Consider the following 21,901-nt stretch of genomic DNA (forward strand, 5'->3'; position numbering starts at 1 on the left):
CGGCGCAACATTGGCCAGGCTGACTGGCCAATGTTGCCGCAGAATGCACAAGGGCCGCTAATGCGGCCCTTGTGGGTTACTCCGAGGTGCGATCAGGCATGCACTTGGGACGGGTCACGGCGGCTGTCCGGGCCGTTCATCAGCGCGGCACCGGTGGTTTCATCCATGGCCTGCTGCAGGGCCTTCTTGCGCTTCTCTTCGGCACGGTGGGCAAAGAACCACACCAGGAAGGTGGCGAAGGACACGGCCAACAGAATCAGACTGGCCACGGCGTTGATTTCCGGCTTCACACCCAGACGCACGGCAGAGAAGACCTCCATCGGCAGGGTGGTCGAACCTGGCCCGGACACGAAGCTGGCGAGCACCAGATCGTCCAACGACAAGGCAAAGGACATCATGCCGCCGGCCGCCAGCGAAGGCGCGATCATCGGGATGGTGATCAGGAAGAACACCTTCCACGGCTTGGCGCCCAGGTCCATGGCCGCTTCTTCGATAGACAGGTCCAGCTCACGCAGACGCGACGACACCACGACCGCCACATAGGCAGAACAGAAGGTGGTGTGGGCGATCCAGATGGTCAGGATGCCACGCTCGGCAGGCCAGCCGATCAGTTGTGCCATGGCCACGAACAGCAGCAGCAGCGACAGACCGGTGATCACTTCAGGCATGACCAGTGGCGCGGTGACCAGACCACCGAACAGCGTGCGCCCCTTGAAGCGGGTCACGCGGGTCAGCACGAAGGCTGCCATGGTGCCCAGCGCGACCGCAGCAATGGCGGTGTAACAGGCGATTTCCAGCGAGCGCATCACCGAGTTCATCAGCTGGGTGTTGTCGAGCAGGCCGACATACCACTTCACCGACCAGCCCCCCCACACCGTCACCAGCCGCGAGGCGTTGAACGAGTAGATGACCAGGATCAGCATCGGCAGGTAGATAAACGCCAGACCGGCCCACAGCATAAAGTTGGAGAAACTGAAACGCTTCATGCCCGGCCCTCCATCTCTTTGGCTTGGTTACGGTTGAACAGGATGATGGGCACAATCAGGATCGCCAGCATCACCACCGCCAGGGCGGATGCCACCGGCCAGTCGCGGTTGTTGAAGAACTCCTGCCACAGCACCTTGCCGATCATCAGGGTCTCCGGACCGCCGAGCAGTTCAGGGATCACGAACTCACCGACCACCGGGATAAACACCAGCATGCAGCCGGCGATGATGCCGTTCTTGGCCAACGGCACGGTGATTTTCCAGAAGCTGTTGAAGGTGCTCGACCCCAGATCTGCGGCGGCTTCCAGCAGGCTCTGGTCATGTTTGACCAGGTTGGCGAACAGCGGCAGCACCATGAACGGCAGGTACGAGTAAACAATACCGATGTACACCGCCAGGTTGGTGTTGAGGATCTGCAACGGCTCGCTGATCACCCCCAGCCACATCAGGAAGCCATTGAGCAGGCCGTTGTTGCTGAGAATGCCCATCCAGGCATACACGCGGATCAGGATCGCCGTCCAGGTCGGCATCATGATCAGCAGCAGCAGCACCATCTGCTTGTCCTTGTCGGCCCGAGCAATGGCATAGGCCATGGGAAAGCCGATGATCAGGCAGAGAAAGGTGCTGACCGCGGCCATCTTCAGCGAGCCCAGGTAGGCGGCCAGGTACAACGCATCCTCACTCAGGAAGATGTAGTTACCCAGATTGATGATCACCGTGAGCTTGTTTTCTGCCCAGCTGTACACATCGGTGTACGGCGGGATGGCCACATCGGCTTCGGCAAAGCTGATCTTCAGGACAATGAAGAACGGCAACATGAAGAACAGGAACAACCACAGGAACGGCACCCCGATTACCAGGTGCCGGCCCTTGGGCATACGGCGGCTGATACTCCGGACAATGTTCATGATTGCAGTACCACGCCGCTGTCGTCTTCCCAATACACCACCACCGGATCATCCCAGGTCGGCCGCTTGCCACGCCGTTCGGCGTTGGCGATGAAGCACTGCACCACCTGCCCGGAGGTGAGTTTGACGTGGTACACCGAGTGACCGCCGAGGTAGGCGATATCGTGGACGTGGCCGTTGCTCCAGTTGTATTCGGGGTGTTCATGGTCACTCGGCAACACAGTGGCCATCAGTAGTTTTTCCGGGCGCAGGGCGTAGCTGACCTTCTTGTCTTCGGCACGGGTACTGACGCCGTGACCGATGTAGATCGGCTTGTCCAACTGCGGGCAGTTGATGATGGCGTGGTCGGCCTCGTCGCTGGTGATCTGCCCATCGAATAGGTTGACGTTGCCAATGAACTCACAGACCAGACGGCTGGTCGGGGTTTCATAAATGTCCACCGGGCTGCCGATCTGCGCGATCCAGCCCAGGTGCATGATGGCAATGCGCTGAGCCATGGTCATGGCTTCTTCCTGGTCGTGGGTCACCATGACGCAGGTTACGCCGACCCGCTCGATGATTTCGACAAGCTCAAGCTGCATCTGCGAACGCAGCTTCTTGTCCAGAGCACCCATGGGCTCATCGAGCAGCAGCAGTTTGGGACGCTTGGCCAACGAGCGCGCCAGAGCCACACGCTGGCGCTGACCACCGGACAGCTGGTGCGGCTTGCGCTTGGCGTACTGGGTCATATGCACCAGCTTGAGCATTTCCTCGACGCGAGCGTCGATTTCCGCCTTGGGCATCTTGTCCTGCTTGAGACCGAAGGCGATGTTCTCGGCCACGCTCATGTGTGGGAACAAGGCGTAGGACTGGAACATCATGTTGATCGGTCGCTCGTAGGGCGGCAGGTCGGTGATGTCCTGACCATCGAGGAAAATACGGCCCTCGGTTGGTCGTTCAAAACCGGCGAGCATGCGCAACAGGGTCGATTTACCCGAGCCGGAACCGCCCAGCAGGGCAAAGATCTCACCTTTGTTGATCGTCAAAGAGACGTCTTCGACGGCCACAGTCTCGTCAAACTTCTTGGTTACGCGCTCGATCTTGACCAGCACCTCTTTCGGTTGCTGATCACCCTCGAGAACCTTTTTGTAGGCACTGGAAGCAACTGCCATTACCAAAACTCCCGCAAAAGTAGCGCCCGACCCCGCTGGCCGGGCGTTTTGAATTTATTGACCCGACTTGACCTTGGTCCAGCTGCGGGTCATCAACCGTTGCACCTTGACCGGCAACTCTGCCGAGATAAATAACTTGTCCAGCACCGCTTGTGGCGGGTACACCGACTCGTCGTTGCGCACATCCTGGTCCATCAACTCACCTGCTTTGATATTCGGGTTGGCGTAACCGACATAGTTGCTGACCCCGGCAATGGCGACAGGATCAAGCAGGTAGTTGATAAAGGCATGCGCCTCTTTCGGATTGCTGGCATCTACCGGAATGGCGAGCATGTCAAACCACAGGTTGGCGCCTTCCTTGGGGATGCTGTAGGCGATCTGGATGCCCTTGCCGGCCTCTTCGGCGCGGTCGGCGGCCTGCAGGATGTCGCCGGAGAAACCGACGGCCACGCAGATATCGCCGTTGGCCAAATCACCGATGTACTTGGAGCTGTGGAAGTAGGTCACATAGGGACGCACAGCCAGCAGTTGGGCTTCGGCTTTGGCGTAATCCGCAGCGCTGGTGCTGTTCGGGTCAAGGCCCAGATAGTTGAGCACGGCCGGAAGCATTTCATCGGCCGAGTCGAGGAAGCTCACGCCACAGCTGGCGAGCTTCTGCATGTTCTGCGGCTCGAGAACGGTGGCCCAGGAGTCAATCTTGTCGACACCGAGCACTTCTTTAATCTTGGCCACGTTGTAGCCGATGCCATTGGTGCCCCACAGATAAGGCACTGCGTATTGATTGCCGGGGTCGTTGACTTCCAGTTGCTTCAGCAGAACCGGGTCAAGATTTTCCCAGTTAGGCAGCTGACTGCGGTCGAGCGTCTGGAATGCGCCCGCCTTGATCTGCTTGCCAAGGAAATGATTGGACGGCACTACGATGTCGTAGCCGGAACGGCCCGCCAGCAGTTTGCCTTCCAGGGTTTCATTGGAGTCAAACACGTCGTACAGGGCTTTGATGCCCGTGGCTTTTTGGAAATCGGCCAGGGTGGTTTCAGCGACATAGTCAGACCAGTTGTAGACCTTGACCACAGGGTCGGCGGCTTGCACGGCGCTGAAGCTGACGGCGGCTAACAGCCCCGCCAGAAAAGGAGTACGACGCATAGGAGCTTCCTTATTGTTGTGGGTGGATGAGGCAGGCGAACCTGCCCCACCCGGTACGGCTATTAACGACCCGACTTGATCTTGGTCCAGCTGCGGTTCATCGCGCGCTGCGCGTTAGCCGGCAGATCCGGGAAGGTGTAGATCTTGGCCATGGTCGCGGCGTCCGGATAGATGCCCGGATCAGTACGCAGCACTTCGTCAACCAGTGGCGTGGCGGCGGCATTACCGTTCGGGAACTGCACAAAGTTGGTGATGTTGGCCATGACCTCTGGCTTCATCAGGTAGTTGAGGAACACGTGAGCAGCCTCGACGTTCTTCGCATCAGCTGGGATGGCCATCATGTCGAAGAAGCTGCCAGCGCCTTCTTTAGGAATGCTGTAGGAAATGTTCACGCCATTCTTCGCTTCTTCAGCACGGGACTTGGACTGATACAGGTCGCCCGAGTAGCCGATGGCCACGCAGATGTTGCCGTTGGCCAGATCACCGATGTACTTGGAGCTGTGGAAGTAGGAGGTCGAGGAACGGATCGAGAGGAACAGTTCTTCGGCTTTCTTCAGCTCGCCAGCATTGGTGCTGTCCGACTTGAAGCCCAGGTAGTTGAGGGCGGCGGGAAGGATTTCGGTCGGCGAGTCGAGGAACGACACACCGCAGTCTTTCAGCTTGGCGATGTTTTCCGGCTTGAACACCAGATCCCAGGAGTTGACCGGGGCGTTTTCACCCAGTGCAGCCTTGACCTTGTCGACGTTGTAGCCGATGCCGATGGTGCCCCACATGTAGGGAATCGAATACTGGTTGCCCGGGTCGCTCGGGTCCAGCGCCTTGAGCAGGTTCTTGTCGAGGTTTTCCCAGTTTGGCAGCTTGGACTTGTCCAGCTTCTGGAATACCCCTGCCTTGATCTGCTTGGCCAGGAACGGGTTGGACGGTACCACGATGTCGTAACCGGAGCTGCCGGCCAGCAATTTGGCTTCCAGGGTTTCGTTGCTGTCAAAGACGTCGTAGACGACCTTGATGCCGGTTTCCTTCTGGAAGTTATCCAGGGTGTCTTCTGCGATGTAGTCGGACCAGTTGTAAACGTGCAGGACCTTGTCATCCGCGTGTGCGGCACTCACCACAGCCCCAGCAAGGGACAACGCGAGAAGGGTTTTGCCGAATTTTTTCATGCGTACAGCTCCTGTTGTTGTAGTCGTTTCCGGAAGATGCGCGTCATCTGCAGCACCTTCCGGTGAGCCTGACATACGCATTGGCGCAGTCTGGCAAGGTCACCACCCGTTGACAACTTTCAGACGTAACCATCTGAAAACGAAGGCTATTGAACCTTAAACCAGCACCTCAGCGGCAGTCAGGTCGAGGCATTTACGGGCCTTTTCAACCAGTTCGTCGATCTCAGCAAAGCTGATTACCAGAGGCGGCGAGATGATCATGGTGTCGCCGACGGCGCGCATGATCAGCCCATTATTAAAGCAGTGACCACGGCAGATCATGCCAACCCCGACATCTGCGGCAAAACGTTGGCGGCGAGCCTTGTCCTGCACCAGTTCAATGGCACCCAACATGCCGACGCCGCGCACTTCACCCACCAGCGGGTGATCAGCCAACTCACGCAAACGCTTTTGCAAATACGGTGCCGTTTCTGCCTTGACGCGCGCAACAATCTTTTCTTCGCGCAAGATGCGCAGGTTTTCCAGGGCCACTGCGGCCGCCACCGGATGCCCGGAGTAGGTAAAGCCGTGGTTGAAGTCACCGCCCTGATTGAGCACCTCGACAATATCGTCGCGCACGATCAGCCCACCCATCGGGATGTAGCCGCTGGTCAGGCCCTTGGCGATGGTCATCATGTGCGGCGTGTTGCCGTAATAGTCACTGCCGAACCATTCGCCGGTACGGCCAAAGCCACAGATCACTTCATCGGCGACAAACAGGATGTCGTACTTGGCGAGGATTTCGCGGATGCGCGGCCAGTAGCTGTCCGGCGGGATGATCACGCCACCCGCGCCCTGAATCGGCTCGGCAATAAAGGCGGCGACATTTTCTTCGCCGACTTCGAGGATCTTCTGCTCAAGCTGGTCGGCGGCCCAGATACCGAACGCTTCGGGGCTCATGTCACCGCCCTCACCGAACCAGTACGGCTGCGGAATGTGCACAATGCCCGGAATCGGCAGATCGCCCTGCTCATGCATGTACTTCATGCCGCCCAAGCTGGCGCCCGCCACGGTGGAGCCGTGGTAACCGTTGATCCGGCTGATGATCACCTTCTTGTTCGGCTGGCCTTTGACTGCCCAGTAATGGCGCACCATACGCAGCATGGTATCGTTGCCTTCAGAGCCGGAGCCGGTAAAGAACACATGGTTCATTCCCGCCGGAGCCAGCTCGGCAATCGCCTTGGCCAACTCCAGAGCAGGCGGCGTGGCCGTCTGGAAGAACATGTTGTAGTAGGGCAGCTCTTGCATCTGTTTCGCGGCGGCGTCTGCCAGTTCCTTGCGACCATACCCAATTGCCACACACCAAAGTCCGGCCATGGCATCGAGGATCTTGTGGCCCTCGCTGTCCCACAGGTAAACACCGTCGGCCTTGGTGATAATGCGCGGGCCCTTCTCGTGCAGCTGCTGATAATCGCTGAACGGCGCGAGGTGATGTTCGCGGCTCATGGCCTGCCACTCGCGGGTTTTCGGGTTGGTCACTTGACTGTTCATAACAACACCTTGGATTAACCGGGCTGCGTACTGCAGCCCGCTAAAATTCTTGGAGCCTGATAACCGGCTCATCGCGACCACTGGCGCAGGGATCACCCACGCCAGCGGCCTGGCAGTTACACCGACAGCAGCAGGAACTCGCGCTCCCAGGAGCTGATCACCCGCTTGTAGTTCTCGTGCTCGGCGCGTTTAACCGCGACGTAACCACGCATGAACTTGTCGCCCAGGTACTTCTCCGCATCCTTACAGGCTTCCATGCGTTCCAGGGCGTGCTCGATGGTGATCGGCAGGCGCAGGTTGCGACGCTCATAAGCGCGACCTTTGACTGGAGCACTCGGTTTGAAGTCGCCAACCATGCCCATATAGCCACACAGCAGCGAAGCGGCCAGCACCAGATAAGGGTTGGCGTCAGCACCGGCCAGGCGGTTTTCCACTCGGCGGTTCTGTGGCGTGGCTTCCGGTACGCGCAGGCCCACGGTGCGATTCTCTTCACCCCATTCGACGTTCACCGGTGCCGAAGTATCCGGCAGGAAGCGGCGGAACGAGTTGACGTTGGGGGCGAACAGCGGCAGCAGTTCAGGGATGTACTTCTGCAGACCACCGATGTGCAACATGAACAGTTCGCTCATGCTGCCATCCGGGTTGGAGAACAGGTTCTTGCCGGTTTTAATGTCCACCACACTCTGGTGAATGTGCATCGCGCTGCCCGGCTGATCGGTGATCGGCTTGGCCATAAAGGTGGCAGCCACATCGTGCTTGAGCGCGGCTTCACGCATGGTGCGCTTGAACACGGTGATCTGGTCGGCCAGGTGCAGGGCCTCGCCGTGACGGAAGTTGATTTCCATCTGCGCCGGACCGTCTTCGTGGATCAGCGTATCGAGATCTAGGCCCTGGATTTCGCACCAGTCATACACGTCTTCAAACAGCGGATCGAATTCGTTGGCCGCATCAATGGAAAACGACTGACGGCCCACTTCCGGACGACCGGAACGCCCCATCGGGGCGACCAGCGGGAAATCCGGGTCGCTGTTGCGCTTGGTCAGGTAGAACTCCATTTCCGGCGCGACGATGGGCTTCCAGCCCTTGTCTGCGTAGAGTTTGAGCACATTCTTGAGAATGTTGCGCGGCGACAGCTCAATCGGGTTGCCCTGCTTGTCGAAGGTGTCGTGAATCACCATCGCAGTTGGCTCAATGGCCCACGGCACAAGGAACACAGCGTTCTCGTCCGGACGGCAGAACATGTCGATGTCCGCCTCGTCGAGCAGGTCGTAATAAATATCGTCCTCGACATAGTCGCCGGTTACGGTCTGCAGCAGCACACTCTCGGGGAGGCGCATGCCCTTCTCGTCGAGGAACTTGTTGGTCGGCGAGATCTTGCCGCGGGCAATGCCGGTAAGATCGCTGATCAGGCATTCAACTTCGGTGATTTTGCGTTCTTTCAGCCAGCTCGAAAGCTGGTCTAGTTTGGTACTCATAGAGACCTCAGGGTTGGTGAGAGCCGACCTATATATAGTCGGCTCAGCGTTGCCCCGCCTTCTTCCTGCAAGCCTCACCAAAGGCCTGGAAGATGGCGAGATAATTCGGGTTGGATCGTACCTGCCATTCAGGGTGCCATTGCACCCCCAATGCAAAGCTTTTGGCACCTTCGACGGAGAAGGCTTCGATCAACCCGTCAGGCGCCAGTGCTTCTACGCGAAGGCCCGGCGCCAGACGCTGAACGCCCTGGCCATGAATGGAATTGACCTGAATCTCGCTCGGCAAGCCGATGCTGGCGAGTAGCCCACCGGGCTGCACATGCAGCGCGTGTCGCAGGCCATATTGTTGCGCTACCGGGGTGTCTTCGGGCTCACGATGATCCATGTAGCCATCCACCTCATGCACCTTCTGGTGTAATGCACCACCAAAAGCCACATTCATTTCCTGAAAACCACGGCAAATGCCCAGCACCGGGATGCCCAGGGCAATTGCTGCTTTAATCAGAGGAAGAGTCGTGCTGTCACGAGCAGCATCATGCAGGGTGCCGGCATCGCTGGCAGGGCCACTGTAATGGTGAGGTTCAACGTTTGACGGAGAGCCCGGGAACACCAGACCATCAATATGTTGCAGCAGGTACTGCTGGTCGATCTGCTCGCCCAGGGCCGGAATGATCACCGGCATGCCGCCAACGACGGTAACAATGGCCTGCAGGTATTTATCACCTGCGGTGTGATAGATGTTGTGCCCGAGCTGCTTGGTGCAGGCACTAACGCCGATAATCGGCTGGCGCGACATGAGACACCCGTTTTATTGCTGTTATGGGTTTCGACCGAGCTTAGCCTTGTTCATTTTTTTTCACAATAGCCATGTAAAAAATTGAACACACCCGACTGAGCACCGCGGCAGACAAGGGTTTCAGCTGGGTTACAATGCCCTGCAATGCCCCAAAACTGGCCATCAAGCCCTCTTTTGGGGCAAAATGTGCCTCTCTTGACAGCACAGGGTGTTTAAGATTGACTCACCCCCGTGCAATTGCATGATTGATATTTTTAACAAAAAAGGTGTTGCATCATGTCGGTACCCCCGCGTGCCGTTCAGCTTAACGAAGCGAACGCGTTCCTTAAGAAACATCCTGAGGTCCTGTTCGTCGACCTTCTGATCGCAGATATGAATGGTGTGGTGCGCGGCAAGCGTATCGAGCGTGCGAGCCTGCATAAGGTTTACGAACGCGGCATTAATCTCCCGGCTTCCTTGTTTGCCCTGGACATCAACGGCTCGACGGTGGAAAGCACCGGCCTGGGTCTGGATATCGGCGACGCCGACCGGGTCTGCTTTCCCATCCCCAACACCCTGAGCAATGAGCCTTGGCAAAAACGCCCTACCGCGCAGCTGCTGATGACCATGCATGAAATGGAAGGCGAGCCATTCTTTGCCGACCCGCGTGAAGTCTTGCGCCAGGTGGTGGAGAAGTTCGACGAACTGGGCCTTACCATTTGCGCCGCGTTCGAAATCGAGTTTTACCTGATCGACCAGGCCAACGTGAACGGCCGCCCACAGCCGCCGCTGTCACCTTTGTCAGGCAAACGCCCACAGTCGACCCAGGTATACCTGATCGACGACCTCGACGAGTACGCCGAATGCCTGCAGGACATTCTTGAAGGCGCCAAGGAGCAAGGCATCCCGGCTGACGCCATCGTCAAGGAAAGCGCACCGGCGCAGTTCGAAGTCAACCTGCACCACGTTGCCGACCCGATTAAAGCCTGCGACCACGCACTACTGCTCAAGCGTCTGATCAAGAACATCGCTTACGACCATGAAATGGACACCACCTTCATGGCCAAGCCCTACCCCAATCAAGCGGGCAACGGCCTGCACGTGCACATTTCGGTACTCGACAAGCAAGGCAACAATATCTTTGCCTGTGATGACCCTGAGCAAAACGATGCACTGCGCCATGCCATCGGTGGCGTATTGGAAACCATGCCCGCGTCGATGGCGTTCCTCTGCCCGAACGTCAACTCTTACCGACGTTTCGGTGCTCAGTTCTACGTACCGAACTCGCCATGCTGGGGTATCGACAACCGCACGGTGGCGCTGCGCGTGCCCAATGACACGGCCGATGCCGTGCGTATCGAACACCGCGTGGCAGGTGCCGACGCCAACCCCTACCTGCTGATGTCGGCAGTACTGGCAGGCGTGCATCACGGCTTGACCAACAAGATCGAGCCGGGTGCCCCGGTGGAAGGCAACTCCTACGAGCAGAACGAGCAGAGCCTGCCAAACAACCTGCGTGACGCCCTGCGCGAGCTGGACGACAACGAAGTACTGGCACGTTATATCGATCCGAAATACATCGATATCTTCGTCGCCTGTAAAGAGAGCGAGTTGGCCGAGTTCGAGAACTCGATCTCCGACCTCGAATACAACTGGTACTTGCACACAGTTTGATGCAACACCCAACGCCGGCCTTTGAGCCGGCGTTTTTTATGGCCCCTGGCCTACCCCGCGCACTGCGCAATCCCCTGCCCAACAATCGCCAGAGTCGCGGTGACGGGCAGTGTTCGACCCGGATCTTTGCTGGCACGCCATTCACCTACCCCGGAGAACCCCATGCCTCGCCTGTTTGCCGCCTTCCTGCTCACCCTGACACCATTGCTGGCCAGTGCCGAGGAGGTGATCCGGGTCTACAACTGGAACGACTACATCGCCCCGCAGGTACTGAAAGACTTCGAGGCGCAAACCGGCATCCGCGTGGACTACCGCACTTACAGCACCGCCGAAGAGCTGGCTGCTGTACTGGCCAGCGGCGAAGCCGTCGACGTGGCCGTGCCTTCGCATGACGCACTGCCGACACTGATCAAGAACGGCAACATTCAGCCGCTGGATTTCAGCCTGTTGCCTCATCGCAAACACCTCGACAAACAACTGCTCAGCACCCTGGTCGCCCTCGACCCCGCCAACCGCCATGCATTGCCCTACCTGTGGGGCGCAGTCGGTCTGGCGATCAACACACCGCAAGCAGAAGCAGCCTTTGGCGGCCCGCTGCCCAATAGCTGGAGCCTGCTGTTTGATGCCGAACAAAGCTCACGCCTGGCCACGTGTGGCATGAGCGTACTGGACGCTCCTGACGAGACCCTGACCCTGCTGCTCAACTATCAGGGCCGCAGTCTGGCGCGCAGCGCACCGAGCCGCATCGAGCGCTCCAGCAGCGTCCTGGATGATCTGCGGCCGAATCTGCGTTACGTCGACAGCGAGCGCTATATCGACGACCTCAACCAGGGCAAGCTGTGCGTGGCTATGGCCTGGGTCGGTGATGCACTGGCAGCAGCCGATGCGGGACAGCCGGTGCGTTTCGTGGTGCCTGACGAAGGTTCAATCCTGTTTATCGACAACCTGGTGATCCCCAGCAGCGCCAAGCGCGTCGACCTGGCCCACCGCTTTATCGACTACCTGATGCAGCCCAAAGTCGCCGCACTGATCACTGCCGAAACCCTGTACCCCAGCGGCAACGCCGACTCCCGCGAGTTTCTCGATGAAGCCCTGCGCAACCAACCGGATCTCTACCCGGACCGCGACACCAAACGCCGCCTGCATCCCCTGGAAACCCTGCCAGAAAAGCACAGCGCGACCCGCGATGCCGTATGGACGCGCTTTCGCGATGGCAGTTGAGTGAAAAACAGATACATGGGAGGGGCTTCAGCCGCGACAAGAACAACAGCTCGCCGCTAAAGCGCCTCCCGCAAAAGGCCCGGCGCTTACTTGACCAGCTGACGCCAGGCTTTCAGCGAACCGATGGTCAGCAACTGCGCCTTGCGCGCAGCCAGCACTTCCGGATCAATTACTTGATTGGCCAGTTCCGCCAGCTTGTTCAGTTCACCGTACAGACGGTCGACTTCCGGCACTTCCAGTACCTCACGGGCCAGATGCAGCCAGACCAGCAGGCGCTCGATGCGCGGCAGCTGTTCGGCCAGGTCTTCCGGCTGCTGCTGATAACGACGCAGTTGCAGGGCAGCGCCTTCTTCAGCAATCAACGTCGGCAACCAGTTGCCCAGCGGCGCAGCGCCCTGGCGATTACCACGGTTGTTACGCTCCACCGTCCAGCTGCGGGCCAATAGCCAGCGCGACAGGTTCAGCGAGAACAGCCCCCAACGATTGCCCTGCAGTTCAGCTGCAAACAATGCCGGAGCGTTCTTGCGCAGGCTGTCCTTGTCCTGCCCGGCCAGAACGCGTGGGCGCCATTCCAGCAGCAAGGCATCCAGCAATTCACGCAAGGCATGGCTGCTGGCACGCGGCGCGGCCTGACCCAGGCTGCCGAGCAATGCACGCAGGCCGATCAGCTGCTCCAGCCAGTCGACCAACAAACGCCAGTGGCCATTAAAGCGGTACTGCTCGGCCAGGCGCTGACTGCTGCCCAGCAGGTGCCAACCCAGTGCCGCAACGCTGTCATCCAGACTGGTTTCCGCGCTCAGGCTCGGTGCCGGCAGGCTCAGGCTGTAGCTGCCAGCATCGAACAGGCGGTAACCGCGCTCGGCCTTGCTGATATCGCAGGGCATCAGCGCCAGGTCGGCCGCCAACTCAGCGGCCAGCTCCAGCAGCGCTTCGGGCTCGCCCTGACGCAGCTCCAGCTCCAGCTCGCAGATTTCTTCTTCGCCTTCGCCGGCAATCACCTTACCGAGGTCCAGCGCCGCCTCAATCACCACCTTGGCCTTGCCACGGCCCCAGGCGATTTCCGCCTTCTCGCGAACAAAGTCGGTGGTGAAGATCGGCACCAGCCGCTTTTTATCCAGCCCAGCCAGGGCCGACGGCCAGCAGCTGTCATCGAGCCTCTTCAGATCCAGCTTGGCCTTGGCCAGGTTCCAGTCCCACTCATTGCGCTCGGACAAACCGGCCACGCTCTGCCCGCGGGTTTTCAGGGTCTGGATAAACTGCTCGCCATCACGGCGCACGCGCAGCGCCACTTTGGCCGCCGCCAGGTCACGCTCGGGGGTGTCGAAATACTGATTGAACAGTTCGCACTGCTCCCAACCACTCTTGTTGCGCTTCTTCAGCAGCGGATGCTCACGCAAGGCGGCCAGGGTCTCGCGGCTGATGCGCAGCTTGATTTCGGTTTCTTTGACCATGGTCGACTCTTGCGGAATTGATTAAAAGGATGGCCCTGAGAACCTGCTTACGATCTGCTCAGTGCGACCCGAAGGGCGAGTGAAACGAGTCATGCTCATTTACAACTCACAAACTGCGCGTCCTCGGCTGTTTTGCCTTGTCTGGCTCTAGCTCGCGAGATCGCAAACAGGCCCTAAGGCCACAAAGCCGCCCGAAGGCGGCTTTGCGTAACGCACTGCGTGTCGAGCTTAGACGAACAACTTCACGCCCAACCAGAATAAGCCGGCAGACAGCGAGATGGTGATCGGCAGGGTCAGCACCCAGGCGGTCAGGATATTGCGTACGGTACCGAACTGCAGGCCACTTTTGTTGGCCACCATGGTACCGGCTACACCAGAAGACAACACATGGGTGGTCGACACTGGCAGGCTGTAGACGTTGGCCAGGCCAATGGCGATGGATGCTGTGATCTGCGCACTCATGCCCTGGGCGTAGGTCATGCCCTGCTTGCCGATCTTCTCGCCAACGGTCAGAACCACGCGCTTCCAGCCGACCATGGTGCCGATACCCAGCGCCAGGGCGACCGCGAGGATGACCCAGAACGGCGCATATTCGGTGGTGGCGGTGAGGTCCTTACGCAGTTTGGCCAGGTCAGCCACTTCACGCTTGGGCAGGTTATCCAGCTTGCCGACCTTCTTCGCCGTGTCATCCAGGCACAGCAGGTAGCGCCGCGCCTGGGTGCGCTGCTCTTCGGACATCTGCTTGTAGTCGGTGACGCCTTCGATGGTCTTCAGCAGGGTCGCGATGGTCAGCTCGGTGAGCTTGGCGTCACAGCGGAACTTGGCCGGCAACTCGGTGGTGCCGTTCTTGCCCAGCGCCAGGTATTCGCTCAACGCGTCGTGGTTGCGCTCGTAGAACTGGCTGAGGTGAATGGCGGCGTCGCGGGTGCGCTCGATCTGGTAAGTGGTGCTGTTCAGATCAAGGACGAACTGTGCCGGCACGATACCGATCAGCACCAGCATGATCAGGCCGATCCCCTTCTGCCCGTCGTTGGAGCCGTGCACGAAGCTCACGCCCATGGCCGAGGCGATCAGCACCACGCGATTCCAGAACGGCGGCTTGTTCTTGCCTTTGATCTCCTTGCGGGTCTCTGGCGTTTCATGCATTTTCGAGCCGCCCCACATGCGCTTGAGTGCCAGCAGCAGCAGCGCCGCAACGGCAAAACCGGCTAGCGGAGACAGCAGCAGGGACAGGCCGATGTCGATCGCCTTCTGCCAGTTCACCCCTTCGCTCAAGGCGATATCGGAGATCAACGCGTGAGCCAGGCCGACACCGAGGATCGAACCGATCAGGGTGTGGGAACTGGATGCCGGAATGCCCAGGTACCAGGTACCGAGGTTCCAGGCGATGGCCGCACTGAGCATGGAAAACACCATGACCAGGCCATAGGCAGTGTTGGAATTGATCAACAGCTCGACCGGCAGCAGGTGCACGATGGCATACGCCACGCCCACGCCGCCAAGCAGCACACCGAGAAAGTTGAAGATACCGGAGAAGATCACGGCCAGATGCGGCGGCATGGCCTTGGTATAGATCACAGTGGCGACTGCGTTGGCAGTGTCATGGAAACCGTTGATAAATTCGAAGGTCAGAACAAAGGCCAGAGCAAGCACCAGGCTCACAGCAACCCATGCATCGAGTCCGTTAAAGAGTTCAAACATGGCGGTTTTGTGACTGTTTGAGATTGGGGGCGCGGATTATGCCAGAAGCAGGGTGCCTGCGCGCGCTGGATTCGACGACCAGTCTGCAGCCTTCTATTCGCCCAGCCAGGCTCCTATGATGGCCGAACTGCCTGTGGAGACTGTCGATGACCCTGCCTTCCTTTAAAGAGCAATTCGCCGCGCTGATCGCTGCGCCCTCGGTGAGTTGCACCCAGGCGCACTGGGATCAGTCCAACCGCGCGGTGATCGATTTACTGTCGAACTGGCTTACGGATCTCGGCTTCACCTGCGAGGTGCAGGAAATATCTCGTGGCAAATTCAACCTGCTCGCCAGCTATGGCAGCGGTCCTGGCGGCCTGGTGCTGGCCGGGCACAGCGACACCGTGCCATTCGATGCCGCGCTGTGGCAGACCGACCCACTGAAGCTCACCGAAGTCGATGGCCGCTGGGTGGGCCTCGGCAGTTGTGACATGAAGGGCTTTTTCGCCCTGATCATCGAAGCCGTGCAACCCCTGCTGGAGCAGCGCTTCCAACAACCGCTGCTGATCCTCGCCACCTGCGACGAAGAAAGTTCGATGTCTGGCGCCCGCGCCCTGGCGCAAGCCGGACGGCCGCTGGGCCGTGCGGCGGTGATCGGTGAGCCGACCGGATTGAAGCCGATTCGCCTGCACAAGGGGGTGATGATGGAGCGCATCGACATCCTCGGGCAGAGTGGTCACTCCTCCGATCCGCGCCTCGGCCACAGCGCCCTGGAAGCCATGCAGGACGTGATGCTGAAGCTACGCGGCCTGCGCGCGCAGTGGCAGCGCGAGTACAACAACCCGCAATTCAGCGTGCCACAGCCGACCTTGAACTTCGGCTGCATCCACGGCGGCGACAACCCCAACCGCATCTGCGGCCAGTGTTCACTGGAGTTCGACCTGCGCCCGCTGCCCGGCATGCAGCCGGAAATACTCCGCGCGGCGATCCGCCAGAAGCTGCAGCCGCTGGCCGAGCAGCATCAGGTGAAGATCGATTTTGCCCCGCTGTTCCCTAGCGTGCCGCCGTTCGAGCAGGCCGCCGACGCCGAGCTGGTGCGCCTGGCCGAACGCCTCACCGGGCACAGCGCCACAGCAGTGGCATTTGGCACCGAAGCGCCTTATCTTCAGCAACTTGGTTGCGAAACCCTGGTGCTCGGCCCCGGCGATATCGACTGCGCCCACCAGCCTGGGGAATACCTGGAAATGTCACGTTTGCAGCCTACTGTGCGTCTGCTGCAGCAACTGATTGAACATTACTGCCTACAAGCCAAACACCCTGTGTTATCCGGAGGAGAGAACGCGTGAAGCTGCCCCAACTGCGACGATAAAACCGCTGCTCTCGGCTGCCGCCTGGCGCGTCCCCGCGCCGCTCCCATGCGTTCCGTTTTCGACACAGGTTCTTCACGCAATGCACGACCACGTCAACTGGCTCCGCCACGCTTCGCCCTATATCAATGCCCACCGCGACTGCACCTTTGTGGTGATGCTGCCGGGCGAGGGTGTTGCTCACCCGAATTTCGGCAATATCGTCCACGACCTGGTGCTGCTGCACAGCCTCGGCGTACGCCTGGTACTGGTGCACGGCTCGCGCCCGCAGATCGAGGCACGCCTGGCCAACAACGGCCTGACGCCACGCTTTCACCGTGACCTGCGGATCACCGACAGCCCGACTCTGGAATGCGTGATCGATGCCGTCGGCCAGCTGCGCATCGCCATCGAAGCGCGCCTGTCGATGGACATGGCGCGCTCGCCGATGCAGGGTTCGCGCCTGCGCATTACCAGCGGCAACTTTGTCACTGCGCGGCCGATTGGCGTGGTCGATGGCGTCGACTACCACCACACCGGCGAAGTGCGGCGCATCGACCGCAAGGGCATTAATCGCCAGCTGGATGAGCGCAGCATCGTCCTGCTGTCGCCACTCGGTTATTCGCCCACTGGGGAGATCTTCAACCTGGCCTGCGAAGACGTCGCCACCCGCGCCGCCATCGACCTGGACGCCGACAAGCTGCTGCTGTTCGGCGCCGAATGCGGTCTGCTCGACGAAGCCGGCAAACTGGTGCGCGAACTGCGCCCGCAGCAAGTACCCGCGCATCTGCAACGCTTGGGCAGTAGCTATCAGGCGGAGCTGCTGGATGCCGCCGCCGAAGCCTGCAAGGCCGGGGTACGGCGCAGCCATATCGTCAGCTATGCGGAAGATGGAGCGCTGCTTAGCGAGCTGTTCACCCGCACCGGCAACGGCACCCTGGTGGCCCAGGAGCAGTTCGAGTCGCTGCGCGAGGCGACCATCGAAGACGTCGGCGGACTGATCGAACTGATCACCCCACTGGAAGACCAGGGCATTCTGGTACGCCGCTCACGCGAGGTGCTGGAACGAGAGATCGAACAGTTCAGCATTGTCGAACGCGAAGGGCTGATTATCGCCTGCGCCGCGCTGTACCAGATTGCCGAGTCGGATTTCGGCGAGCTGGCATGCCTGGCGGTCAATCCGGCCTACCGCCATGGCGGACGCGGTGATGAGTTGCTCGAACGCATCGAAGAACGCGCCCGCGCCCAGGGCCTGAAAACCCTGTTCGTACTTACCACGCGCACGGCCCACTGGTTCCGCGAACGCGGCTTTATGCCCAGCAGCGTCGACCGCCTGCCGGCTGCGCGCGCCTCGCTGTACAACTACCAGCGCAACTCGCAGGTGTTTGAAAAGGCGCTGTAGGTTGGCGTTGAGCGTAGCGAAGCGCAACTGACGAGGCCGGATCGCTGGGCTTCGTCGCGCGGCTACTCAACCCAACCTACGCCTAGCGGCGCCCTACAGATTGCGTTTCGGCAGATGGGGTGGCAGGTACAAACCTAAATAGGCATCGAACACCCGCATACCTTCTTCGGCCATACGCGGGGTGATGGTGCCGTGCAGTTGCACCGAGCGGGCGTAGACGCGGTCGCCCAGTTCCATGGCTAGGGCGAACACATCGACATCGTCCGGCAGTTGCGGCAGGGGGAAGTGGCGGTCGAAGACCTGCTGCATCAACTGGCCCAGTTCAATATCGTGCTGACGATCGGCCTGGGTCACCTCGGTCAGCCCGTGTTGGGCGAGAATCAGCTGGCGGGCGGCGGCGTCGGCGGCGTAGATCGCCAGCATGCGCTGTTCGATCAGGCGCGACAGATCACGCCAGTCGCGCAACGCGTCATGCACCACCGGCGCTTGCAGGCAATCGCGAAAGGCCTGGTGCACATCGGCGGTCAGCGCTTCCAGCAGTGCCGGCACGCTGGCAAAAAAGTGATAGACCGATGACGGCGGAATCGCCGCGCGTTCGGCCACGTTGTAGATCGACAGACTGGCCACGCCCTGCTCGGCCAGCAATTCGCGGGCGGCGGCCAGAATGCCGGTGATGCGGCTCTGACTACTGGCGCGGGGTTTGCGGACAACGGCTGGGCGGGACATGGCGAGACTCAGAGCAGGGAATCAAGGGGTGATGACGGTTCGCCGCCTACCCTACACCGAACCCATAGCTCGAATAAAATCCACGACGGTTTTATTGACGACAAAGATGCCCGGAGTGCGTCCGGGCGCGCAGGGTGGATCGGGGCGCGTAGTTGGCGCTGTGCTCATCCATCAAGGCCATCGGTGGATGAGTGAAGCGCCATCCACCCTACGACTCAGATCCACGTCAGACGCGCGCGCTGCGCACACCTTCAGCCAGCGCGCTGCACAGGCTCAGCACGCCGTCTATGGCCTGTGCGTCGCTTGTGGCATTGGCAATCTGGTCGATCAGCGCCGAGCCGACCACCACGCCTTCGGCCAGGCGGGCGATGGTTGCCGCGTGTTCCGGGGTGCGGATGCCGAAGCCGATGCACAGGGGCAGGTCGGTGTGGCGACGCAGACGGGTGACGGCCTGTTCGACGTGATCCAGCGTGGCTGCGCCGGCACCGGTCACACCGGCGACTGACACGTAGTAAACAAAGCCCGAGCTGCCGTTGAGCACTTTCGGCAGGCGCTTGTCGTCGGTGGTCGGGGTGGTCAGGCGGATAAAGTCCAGGCCCGCCGCCTGCGCCGGGTCGCACAGGTCAGCGTTATGCTCGGGCGGCAGGTCGACCACGATCAAACCGTCGACGCCGGCGTCTTTGGCTTCGGCGATAAACCGCTCAACGCCGTATTTGTGAATCGGGTTGAAGTAGCCCATCAGCACCAGCGGGGTCACTTGCTCGCCTTCGCGGAATGCGCGGACCATCTGCAGGGTTTTCGCCAGATCCTGACCGTTGTCCAGCGCACGGATGTTGGCCAACTGGATGGCCGGGCCATCGGCCATCGGGTCGGTGAAGGGCATGCCCAGTTCGATCACATCCGCACCGGCGGCGGGCAGGCCTTTAAGGATGGCCAGCGAGGTGTCGTAGTTCGGGTCGCCACCGGTGACGAAGGTCACCAGCGCGGCGCGGTTCTGTTGTTTCAGCTCGGCAAAGCGGCTTTGCAGGCGGCTCATGCGTGCTTCTCCTGTTGTTCCATGTGGTGCACGATGGTTTGCATGTCCTTGTCGCCACGCCCGGAGAGGTTGACCACCATCAGGTGATCCTTGGGCAGGTTGGGCGCGCGTTTGAACACTTCCGCCAGGGCGTGAGCGGTTTCCAGCGCCGGGATGATGCCCTCCTGACGGCAGCAGATGTGGAAGGCTTCAAGGGCTTCGGTGTCGGTCACGGAGGTGTATTCGACGCGGCCGACTTCATGCAACCAGGCGTGTTCCGGGCCGATGCCGGGGTAATCCAGGCCGGCGGAAATCGAGTGGGCGTCGATGATCTGGCCGTCGTCGCTCTGCAGCAGGAAGGTGCGGTTGCCGTGCAGTACGCCCGGTACGCCGCCGTTCAGGCTGGCGGCGTGCTTGCCGGTTTCGATGCCGTGACCGGCCGCTTCCACGCCGATGATTTGGATCTGTTTGTCATCGAGGAAGGGGTGGAACAGGCCGATGGCGTTCGAGCCACCGCCGATGCAGGCGATCAGGCTGTCGGGCAGGCGACCTTCCTGGGCGAGCATCTGGTCGCGGGTTTCCTTGCCAATCACGGCCTGGAAGTCGCGCACCATGGCTGGGTACGGGTGTGGGCCAGCCACGGTGCCGATCATGTAGAAGGTGCTGTCGACGTTGGTTACCCAGTCGCGCAGGGCTTCGTTCATCGCGTCTTTCAGCGTGCCGGTGCCGGCGACAACCGGGATCACGGTGGCGCCCATCAGCTTCATGCGCAGCACGTTGGCGTTCTGCCGGTGGATGTCGGTGCTGCCCATGTAGATCACGCACTCCATGCCGAAGCGCGCCGCCACGGTGGCAGTGGCCACGCCGTGCATGCCCGCGCCGGTCTCGGCGATGATGCGTTTTTTGCCCATGCGCTTGGCCAGCAACACCTGGCCGATGCAGTTGTTGATCTTGTGCGCGCCGGTGTGGTTCAGCTCTTCGCGCTTGAAGTAAATCTTCGCGCCGCCACACATCTCGGTCAGGCGTTCGGCGAAGTACAGCGGGCTGGGGCGGCCGACGAAATCACGCTGGAAGTAGGCCAGTTCCTTTTCGAACTCGGGGTCGAGCTTGGCCTTTTCGTACTCATCGGCCAGGTCGTGGATCAGCGGCATCAGGGTTTCGGCAACGTATTGGCCACCGAATGAGCCGAACAGGCCGTTGGCGTCTGGGCCAGTGCGGAAGGAAGTCATGGCGTTCTCCTCGGGAAATGGGCGCGCTGAGCGGGTGATACCCGCTTCACGACGATGGACACAGGATAAAGCTGTGGCCCGCTCAGCAAAAGCGATAAGATCGCCGCAACCTGTCAGGAAAACTCACAGATGAGCCAGGACTTACCGCCGCTGAATGCCCTGCGCGCCTTTGAAGCGGCCGCCCGCTTGAACAGTGTCAGCCACGCCGCCAACGAGCTGCATGTCACCCACGGTGCGGTGAGCCGGCAGGTGCGTGCGTTGGAAGCGCACCTCGGTGTGGCCCTGTTCAGCAAAGAAGGGCGCGGCCTTAAACTCACAGATGCAGGGATTCGCCTGCGCGATGTGTGTGCCGAGGTGTTTGGTCGCCTGCGCAGCACCTGTACGGAATTGCAGCAAGGCCAAGCCGATGCGCCCTTTGTTCTGGCCTGCCCCGGCAGCCTGCTGGCGCGCTGGTTTATCCCGCGTCTGGACCGGCTCAACCGTGAGTTACCCGAACTGCGCCTGCAACTGTCAGCCAGTGAAGGGGAGCTGGACCCACGCCGCAGCGGTGTGGACGCCACCCTGTGGTTTGCCACGCCGCCTTGGCCAGCGGACATGCAGGTGTTTGAGTTGGCGGCTGAGCGCATCGGCCCGGTGCTCAGCCCGCGTTACGCACGCTTCGCGGAGTTGCATCAGGCACCGGCCAGCGCGCTGCTGGGCGAGCCGTTGTTGCACACCAACTCGCGTCCGCAAGCCTGGCCCAACTGGGCCACGCGCAATGCGCTGGACACCAGCGCGTTGAAACTCGGCCAAGGCTTCGAGCATTTGTATTACCTGCTGGAGGCGGCAGCCGCAGGGCTGGGTGTCGCCATCGCCCCGCAACAACTGGTGGCCGATGATCTCGCCGCCGGTCGCCTGGTTGCGCCCTGGGGCTTTGTCGAAACCTCGGCGCGTTTGGCCTTGTGGGTACCGGCGCGGCGCCTGGATAAACGGGCACAGCTGTTGGCCGCATGGCTACGTCACGAACTGCAAGGCTGAACCGGCGGTCAG

18 protein-coding genes are annotated in these 21,901 nt (G+C 60.6%); 5 read left to right on the top strand and 13 right to left on the bottom strand.

Going from position 1 to position 21,901, the window contains the following annotated elements; translation table 11 throughout:
* Positions 1 to 92 precede the first annotated feature (92 nt).
* The 8 genes from OU997_RS07325 to OU997_RS07360 form a co-directional block, all read right to left on the bottom strand.
* Positions 93 to 986, bottom strand: coding sequence for an ABC transporter permease subunit (locus OU997_RS07325; RefSeq protein ID WP_108487203.1), 894 nt, complete (start codon positions 984 to 986; stop codon positions 93 to 95).
* Positions 983 to 1,864: an ABC transporter permease subunit gene (locus tag OU997_RS07330; protein ID WP_177480043.1), complete on the bottom strand. Its 882-nt coding sequence runs from the start codon at positions 1,862 to 1,864 to the stop codon at positions 983 to 985. The genes OU997_RS07325 and OU997_RS07330 overlap by 4 nt, the downstream gene beginning before the upstream one ends.
* 26 nt (positions 1,865 to 1,890) lie before the next feature.
* Positions 1,891 to 3,045, bottom strand: a complete 1,155-nt coding sequence (gene potA, locus OU997_RS07335; RefSeq protein WP_108487205.1) for a polyamine ABC transporter ATP-binding protein — start codon at positions 3,043 to 3,045, stop codon at positions 1,891 to 1,893.
* Positions 3,046 to 3,099: 54 nt separating this feature from the next.
* Positions 3,100 to 4,188: a polyamine ABC transporter substrate-binding protein gene (locus tag OU997_RS07340; RefSeq protein WP_108487206.1), complete on the bottom strand. Its 1,089-nt coding sequence runs from the start codon at positions 4,186 to 4,188 to the stop codon at positions 3,100 to 3,102.
* 62 nt (positions 4,189 to 4,250) lie between these two features.
* Positions 4,251 to 5,348 carry an extracellular solute-binding protein gene (locus tag OU997_RS07345; RefSeq protein WP_108487207.1) on the bottom strand — a complete coding sequence of 366 codons (1,098 nt, stop codon included), beginning with the start codon at positions 5,346 to 5,348 and terminating at the stop codon, positions 4,251 to 4,253.
* A 156-nt stretch (positions 5,349 to 5,504) separates the two neighbouring features.
* Complete coding sequence (locus OU997_RS07350; RefSeq protein ID WP_108487208.1) at positions 5,505 to 6,878, bottom strand: aspartate aminotransferase family protein; 1,374 nt, start codon at positions 6,876 to 6,878, stop codon at positions 5,505 to 5,507.
* A 116-nt stretch (positions 6,879 to 6,994) separates the two neighbouring features.
* Positions 6,995 to 8,353 carry a glutamine synthetase family protein gene (locus OU997_RS07355; protein WP_108487209.1) on the bottom strand — a complete coding sequence of 453 codons (1,359 nt, stop codon included), beginning with the start codon at positions 8,351 to 8,353 and terminating at the stop codon, positions 6,995 to 6,997.
* Between the two features lie 43 nt (positions 8,354 to 8,396).
* On the bottom strand, positions 8,397 to 9,149 hold the full coding sequence (locus OU997_RS07360; protein WP_267809525.1) for a gamma-glutamyl-gamma-aminobutyrate hydrolase family protein: 753 nt from the start codon (positions 9,147 to 9,149) through the stop codon (positions 8,397 to 8,399).
* A 276-nt stretch (positions 9,150 to 9,425) separates the two neighbouring features.
* On the opposite strand from OU997_RS07360, the gene OU997_RS07365 reads away from it, so the two are divergent.
* Both OU997_RS07365 and OU997_RS07370 read left to right on the top strand, forming a co-directional pair.
* The gene (locus tag OU997_RS07365; RefSeq protein WP_108487211.1) at positions 9,426 to 10,802 is read left to right on the top strand and encodes a glutamine synthetase family protein; all 1,377 of its coding nucleotides are present in this window, start codon (positions 9,426 to 9,428) and stop codon (positions 10,800 to 10,802) included.
* Between the two features lie 162 nt (positions 10,803 to 10,964).
* Entirely contained in the window at positions 10,965 to 12,023 is a 1,059-nt protein-coding gene (locus tag OU997_RS07370; protein ID WP_108487212.1) for an extracellular solute-binding protein, read from the top strand.
* Between the two features lie 86 nt (positions 12,024 to 12,109).
* On the opposite strand, the gene OU997_RS07375 is transcribed toward OU997_RS07370, so the two are convergent.
* On the bottom strand, positions 12,110 to 13,474 hold the full coding sequence (locus OU997_RS07375; RefSeq protein ID WP_108487213.1) for an inorganic triphosphatase: 1,365 nt from the start codon (positions 13,472 to 13,474) through the stop codon (positions 12,110 to 12,112).
* Between the two features lie 228 nt (positions 13,475 to 13,702).
* Positions 13,703 to 15,175: an inorganic phosphate transporter gene (locus tag OU997_RS07380; RefSeq protein WP_108487214.1), complete on the bottom strand. Its 1,473-nt coding sequence runs from the start codon at positions 15,173 to 15,175 to the stop codon at positions 13,703 to 13,705.
* A 146-nt stretch (positions 15,176 to 15,321) separates the two neighbouring features.
* On the opposite strand from OU997_RS07380, the gene argE reads away from it, so the two are divergent.
* Both argE and argA read left to right on the top strand, forming a co-directional pair.
* The gene (gene argE / locus OU997_RS07385; protein WP_267809526.1) at positions 15,322 to 16,500 is read left to right on the top strand and encodes an acetylornithine deacetylase; all 1,179 of its coding nucleotides are present in this window, start codon (positions 15,322 to 15,324) and stop codon (positions 16,498 to 16,500) included.
* 103 nt (positions 16,501 to 16,603) lie between these two features.
* Positions 16,604 to 17,902 carry an amino-acid N-acetyltransferase gene (gene argA / locus OU997_RS07390; protein WP_108487216.1) on the top strand — a complete coding sequence of 433 codons (1,299 nt, stop codon included), beginning with the start codon at positions 16,604 to 16,606 and terminating at the stop codon, positions 17,900 to 17,902.
* Positions 17,903 to 17,995: 93 nt separating this feature from the next.
* On the opposite strand, the gene OU997_RS07395 is transcribed toward argA, so the two are convergent.
* The 3 genes from OU997_RS07395 to trpB form a co-directional block, all read right to left on the bottom strand.
* On the bottom strand, positions 17,996 to 18,628 hold the full coding sequence (locus OU997_RS07395) for a TetR/AcrR family transcriptional regulator (protein ID WP_267809527.1): 633 nt from the start codon (positions 18,626 to 18,628) through the stop codon (positions 17,996 to 17,998).
* A 226-nt stretch (positions 18,629 to 18,854) separates the two neighbouring features.
* Positions 18,855 to 19,664: a tryptophan synthase subunit alpha gene (gene trpA / locus OU997_RS07400; protein ID WP_108487218.1), complete on the bottom strand. Its 810-nt coding sequence runs from the start codon at positions 19,662 to 19,664 to the stop codon at positions 18,855 to 18,857.
* A complete protein-coding gene (gene trpB, locus OU997_RS07405) occupies positions 19,661 to 20,872 on the bottom strand; it encodes a tryptophan synthase subunit beta (protein ID WP_267809528.1) in 1,212 nt (403 codons plus the stop codon). Before trpB ends, trpA begins: the two co-directional genes overlap by 4 nt.
* Before the next feature lie 129 nt (positions 20,873 to 21,001).
* Between trpB and OU997_RS07410 the strand changes: the two genes are divergently transcribed.
* Positions 21,002 to 21,889, top strand: coding sequence for a LysR family transcriptional regulator (locus OU997_RS07410; RefSeq protein ID WP_267809529.1), 888 nt, complete (start codon positions 21,002 to 21,004; stop codon positions 21,887 to 21,889).
* Positions 21,890 to 21,901 lie beyond the last annotated feature (12 nt).

Origin of the sequence: Pseudomonas sp. SL4(2022) (assembly GCF_026625725.1) — a bacterium.
Classification (GTDB): domain Bacteria; phylum Pseudomonadota; class Gammaproteobacteria; order Pseudomonadales; family Pseudomonadaceae; genus Aquipseudomonas.

Bases quoted from the DNA above. Each gene is read 5' to 3' on its own strand.
- OU997_RS07325 (WP_108487203.1), bottom strand. From the start codon at position 986: ATGAAGCGTTTCAGTTTCTCCAACTTTATGCTGTGGGCCGGTCTGGCG.
- OU997_RS07330 (WP_177480043.1), bottom strand. From the start codon at position 1,864: ATGCCCAAGGGCCGGCACCTGGTAATCGGGGTGCCGTTCCTGTGGTTG.
- potA (WP_108487205.1), bottom strand. From the start codon at position 3,045: ATGGCAGTTGCTTCCAGTGCCTACAAAAAGGTTCTCGAGGGTGATCAG.
- OU997_RS07340 (WP_108487206.1), bottom strand. From the start codon at position 4,188: ATGCGTCGTACTCCTTTTCTGGCGGGGCTGTTAGCCGCCGTCAGCTTC.
- OU997_RS07345 (WP_108487207.1), bottom strand. From the start codon at position 5,348: ATGAAAAAATTCGGCAAAACCCTTCTCGCGTTGTCCCTTGCTGGGGCT.
- OU997_RS07350 (WP_108487208.1), bottom strand. From the start codon at position 6,878: ATGAACAGTCAAGTGACCAACCCGAAAACCCGCGAGTGGCAGGCCATG.
- OU997_RS07355 (WP_108487209.1), bottom strand. From the start codon at position 8,353: ATGAGTACCAAACTAGACCAGCTTTCGAGCTGGCTGAAAGAACGCAAA.
- OU997_RS07360 (WP_267809525.1), bottom strand. From the start codon at position 9,149: ATGTCGCGCCAGCCGATTATCGGCGTTAGTGCCTGCACCAAGCAGCTC.
- OU997_RS07365 (WP_108487211.1), top strand. From the start codon at position 9,426: ATGTCGGTACCCCCGCGTGCCGTTCAGCTTAACGAAGCGAACGCGTTC.
- OU997_RS07370 (WP_108487212.1), top strand. From the start codon at position 10,965: ATGCCTCGCCTGTTTGCCGCCTTCCTGCTCACCCTGACACCATTGCTG.
- OU997_RS07375 (WP_108487213.1), bottom strand. From the start codon at position 13,474: ATGGTCAAAGAAACCGAAATCAAGCTGCGCATCAGCCGCGAGACCCTG.
- OU997_RS07380 (WP_108487214.1), bottom strand. From the start codon at position 15,175: ATGTTTGAACTCTTTAACGGACTCGATGCATGGGTTGCTGTGAGCCTG.
- argE (WP_267809526.1), top strand. From the start codon at position 15,322: ATGACCCTGCCTTCCTTTAAAGAGCAATTCGCCGCGCTGATCGCTGCG.
- argA (WP_108487216.1), top strand. From the start codon at position 16,604: ATGCACGACCACGTCAACTGGCTCCGCCACGCTTCGCCCTATATCAAT.
- OU997_RS07395 (WP_267809527.1), bottom strand. From the start codon at position 18,628: ATGTCCCGCCCAGCCGTTGTCCGCAAACCCCGCGCCAGTAGTCAGAGC.
- trpA (WP_108487218.1), bottom strand. From the start codon at position 19,664: ATGAGCCGCCTGCAAAGCCGCTTTGCCGAGCTGAAACAACAGAACCGC.
- trpB (WP_267809528.1), bottom strand. From the start codon at position 20,872: ATGACTTCCTTCCGCACTGGCCCAGACGCCAACGGCCTGTTCGGCTCA.
- OU997_RS07410 (WP_267809529.1), top strand. From the start codon at position 21,002: ATGAGCCAGGACTTACCGCCGCTGAATGCCCTGCGCGCCTTTGAAGCG.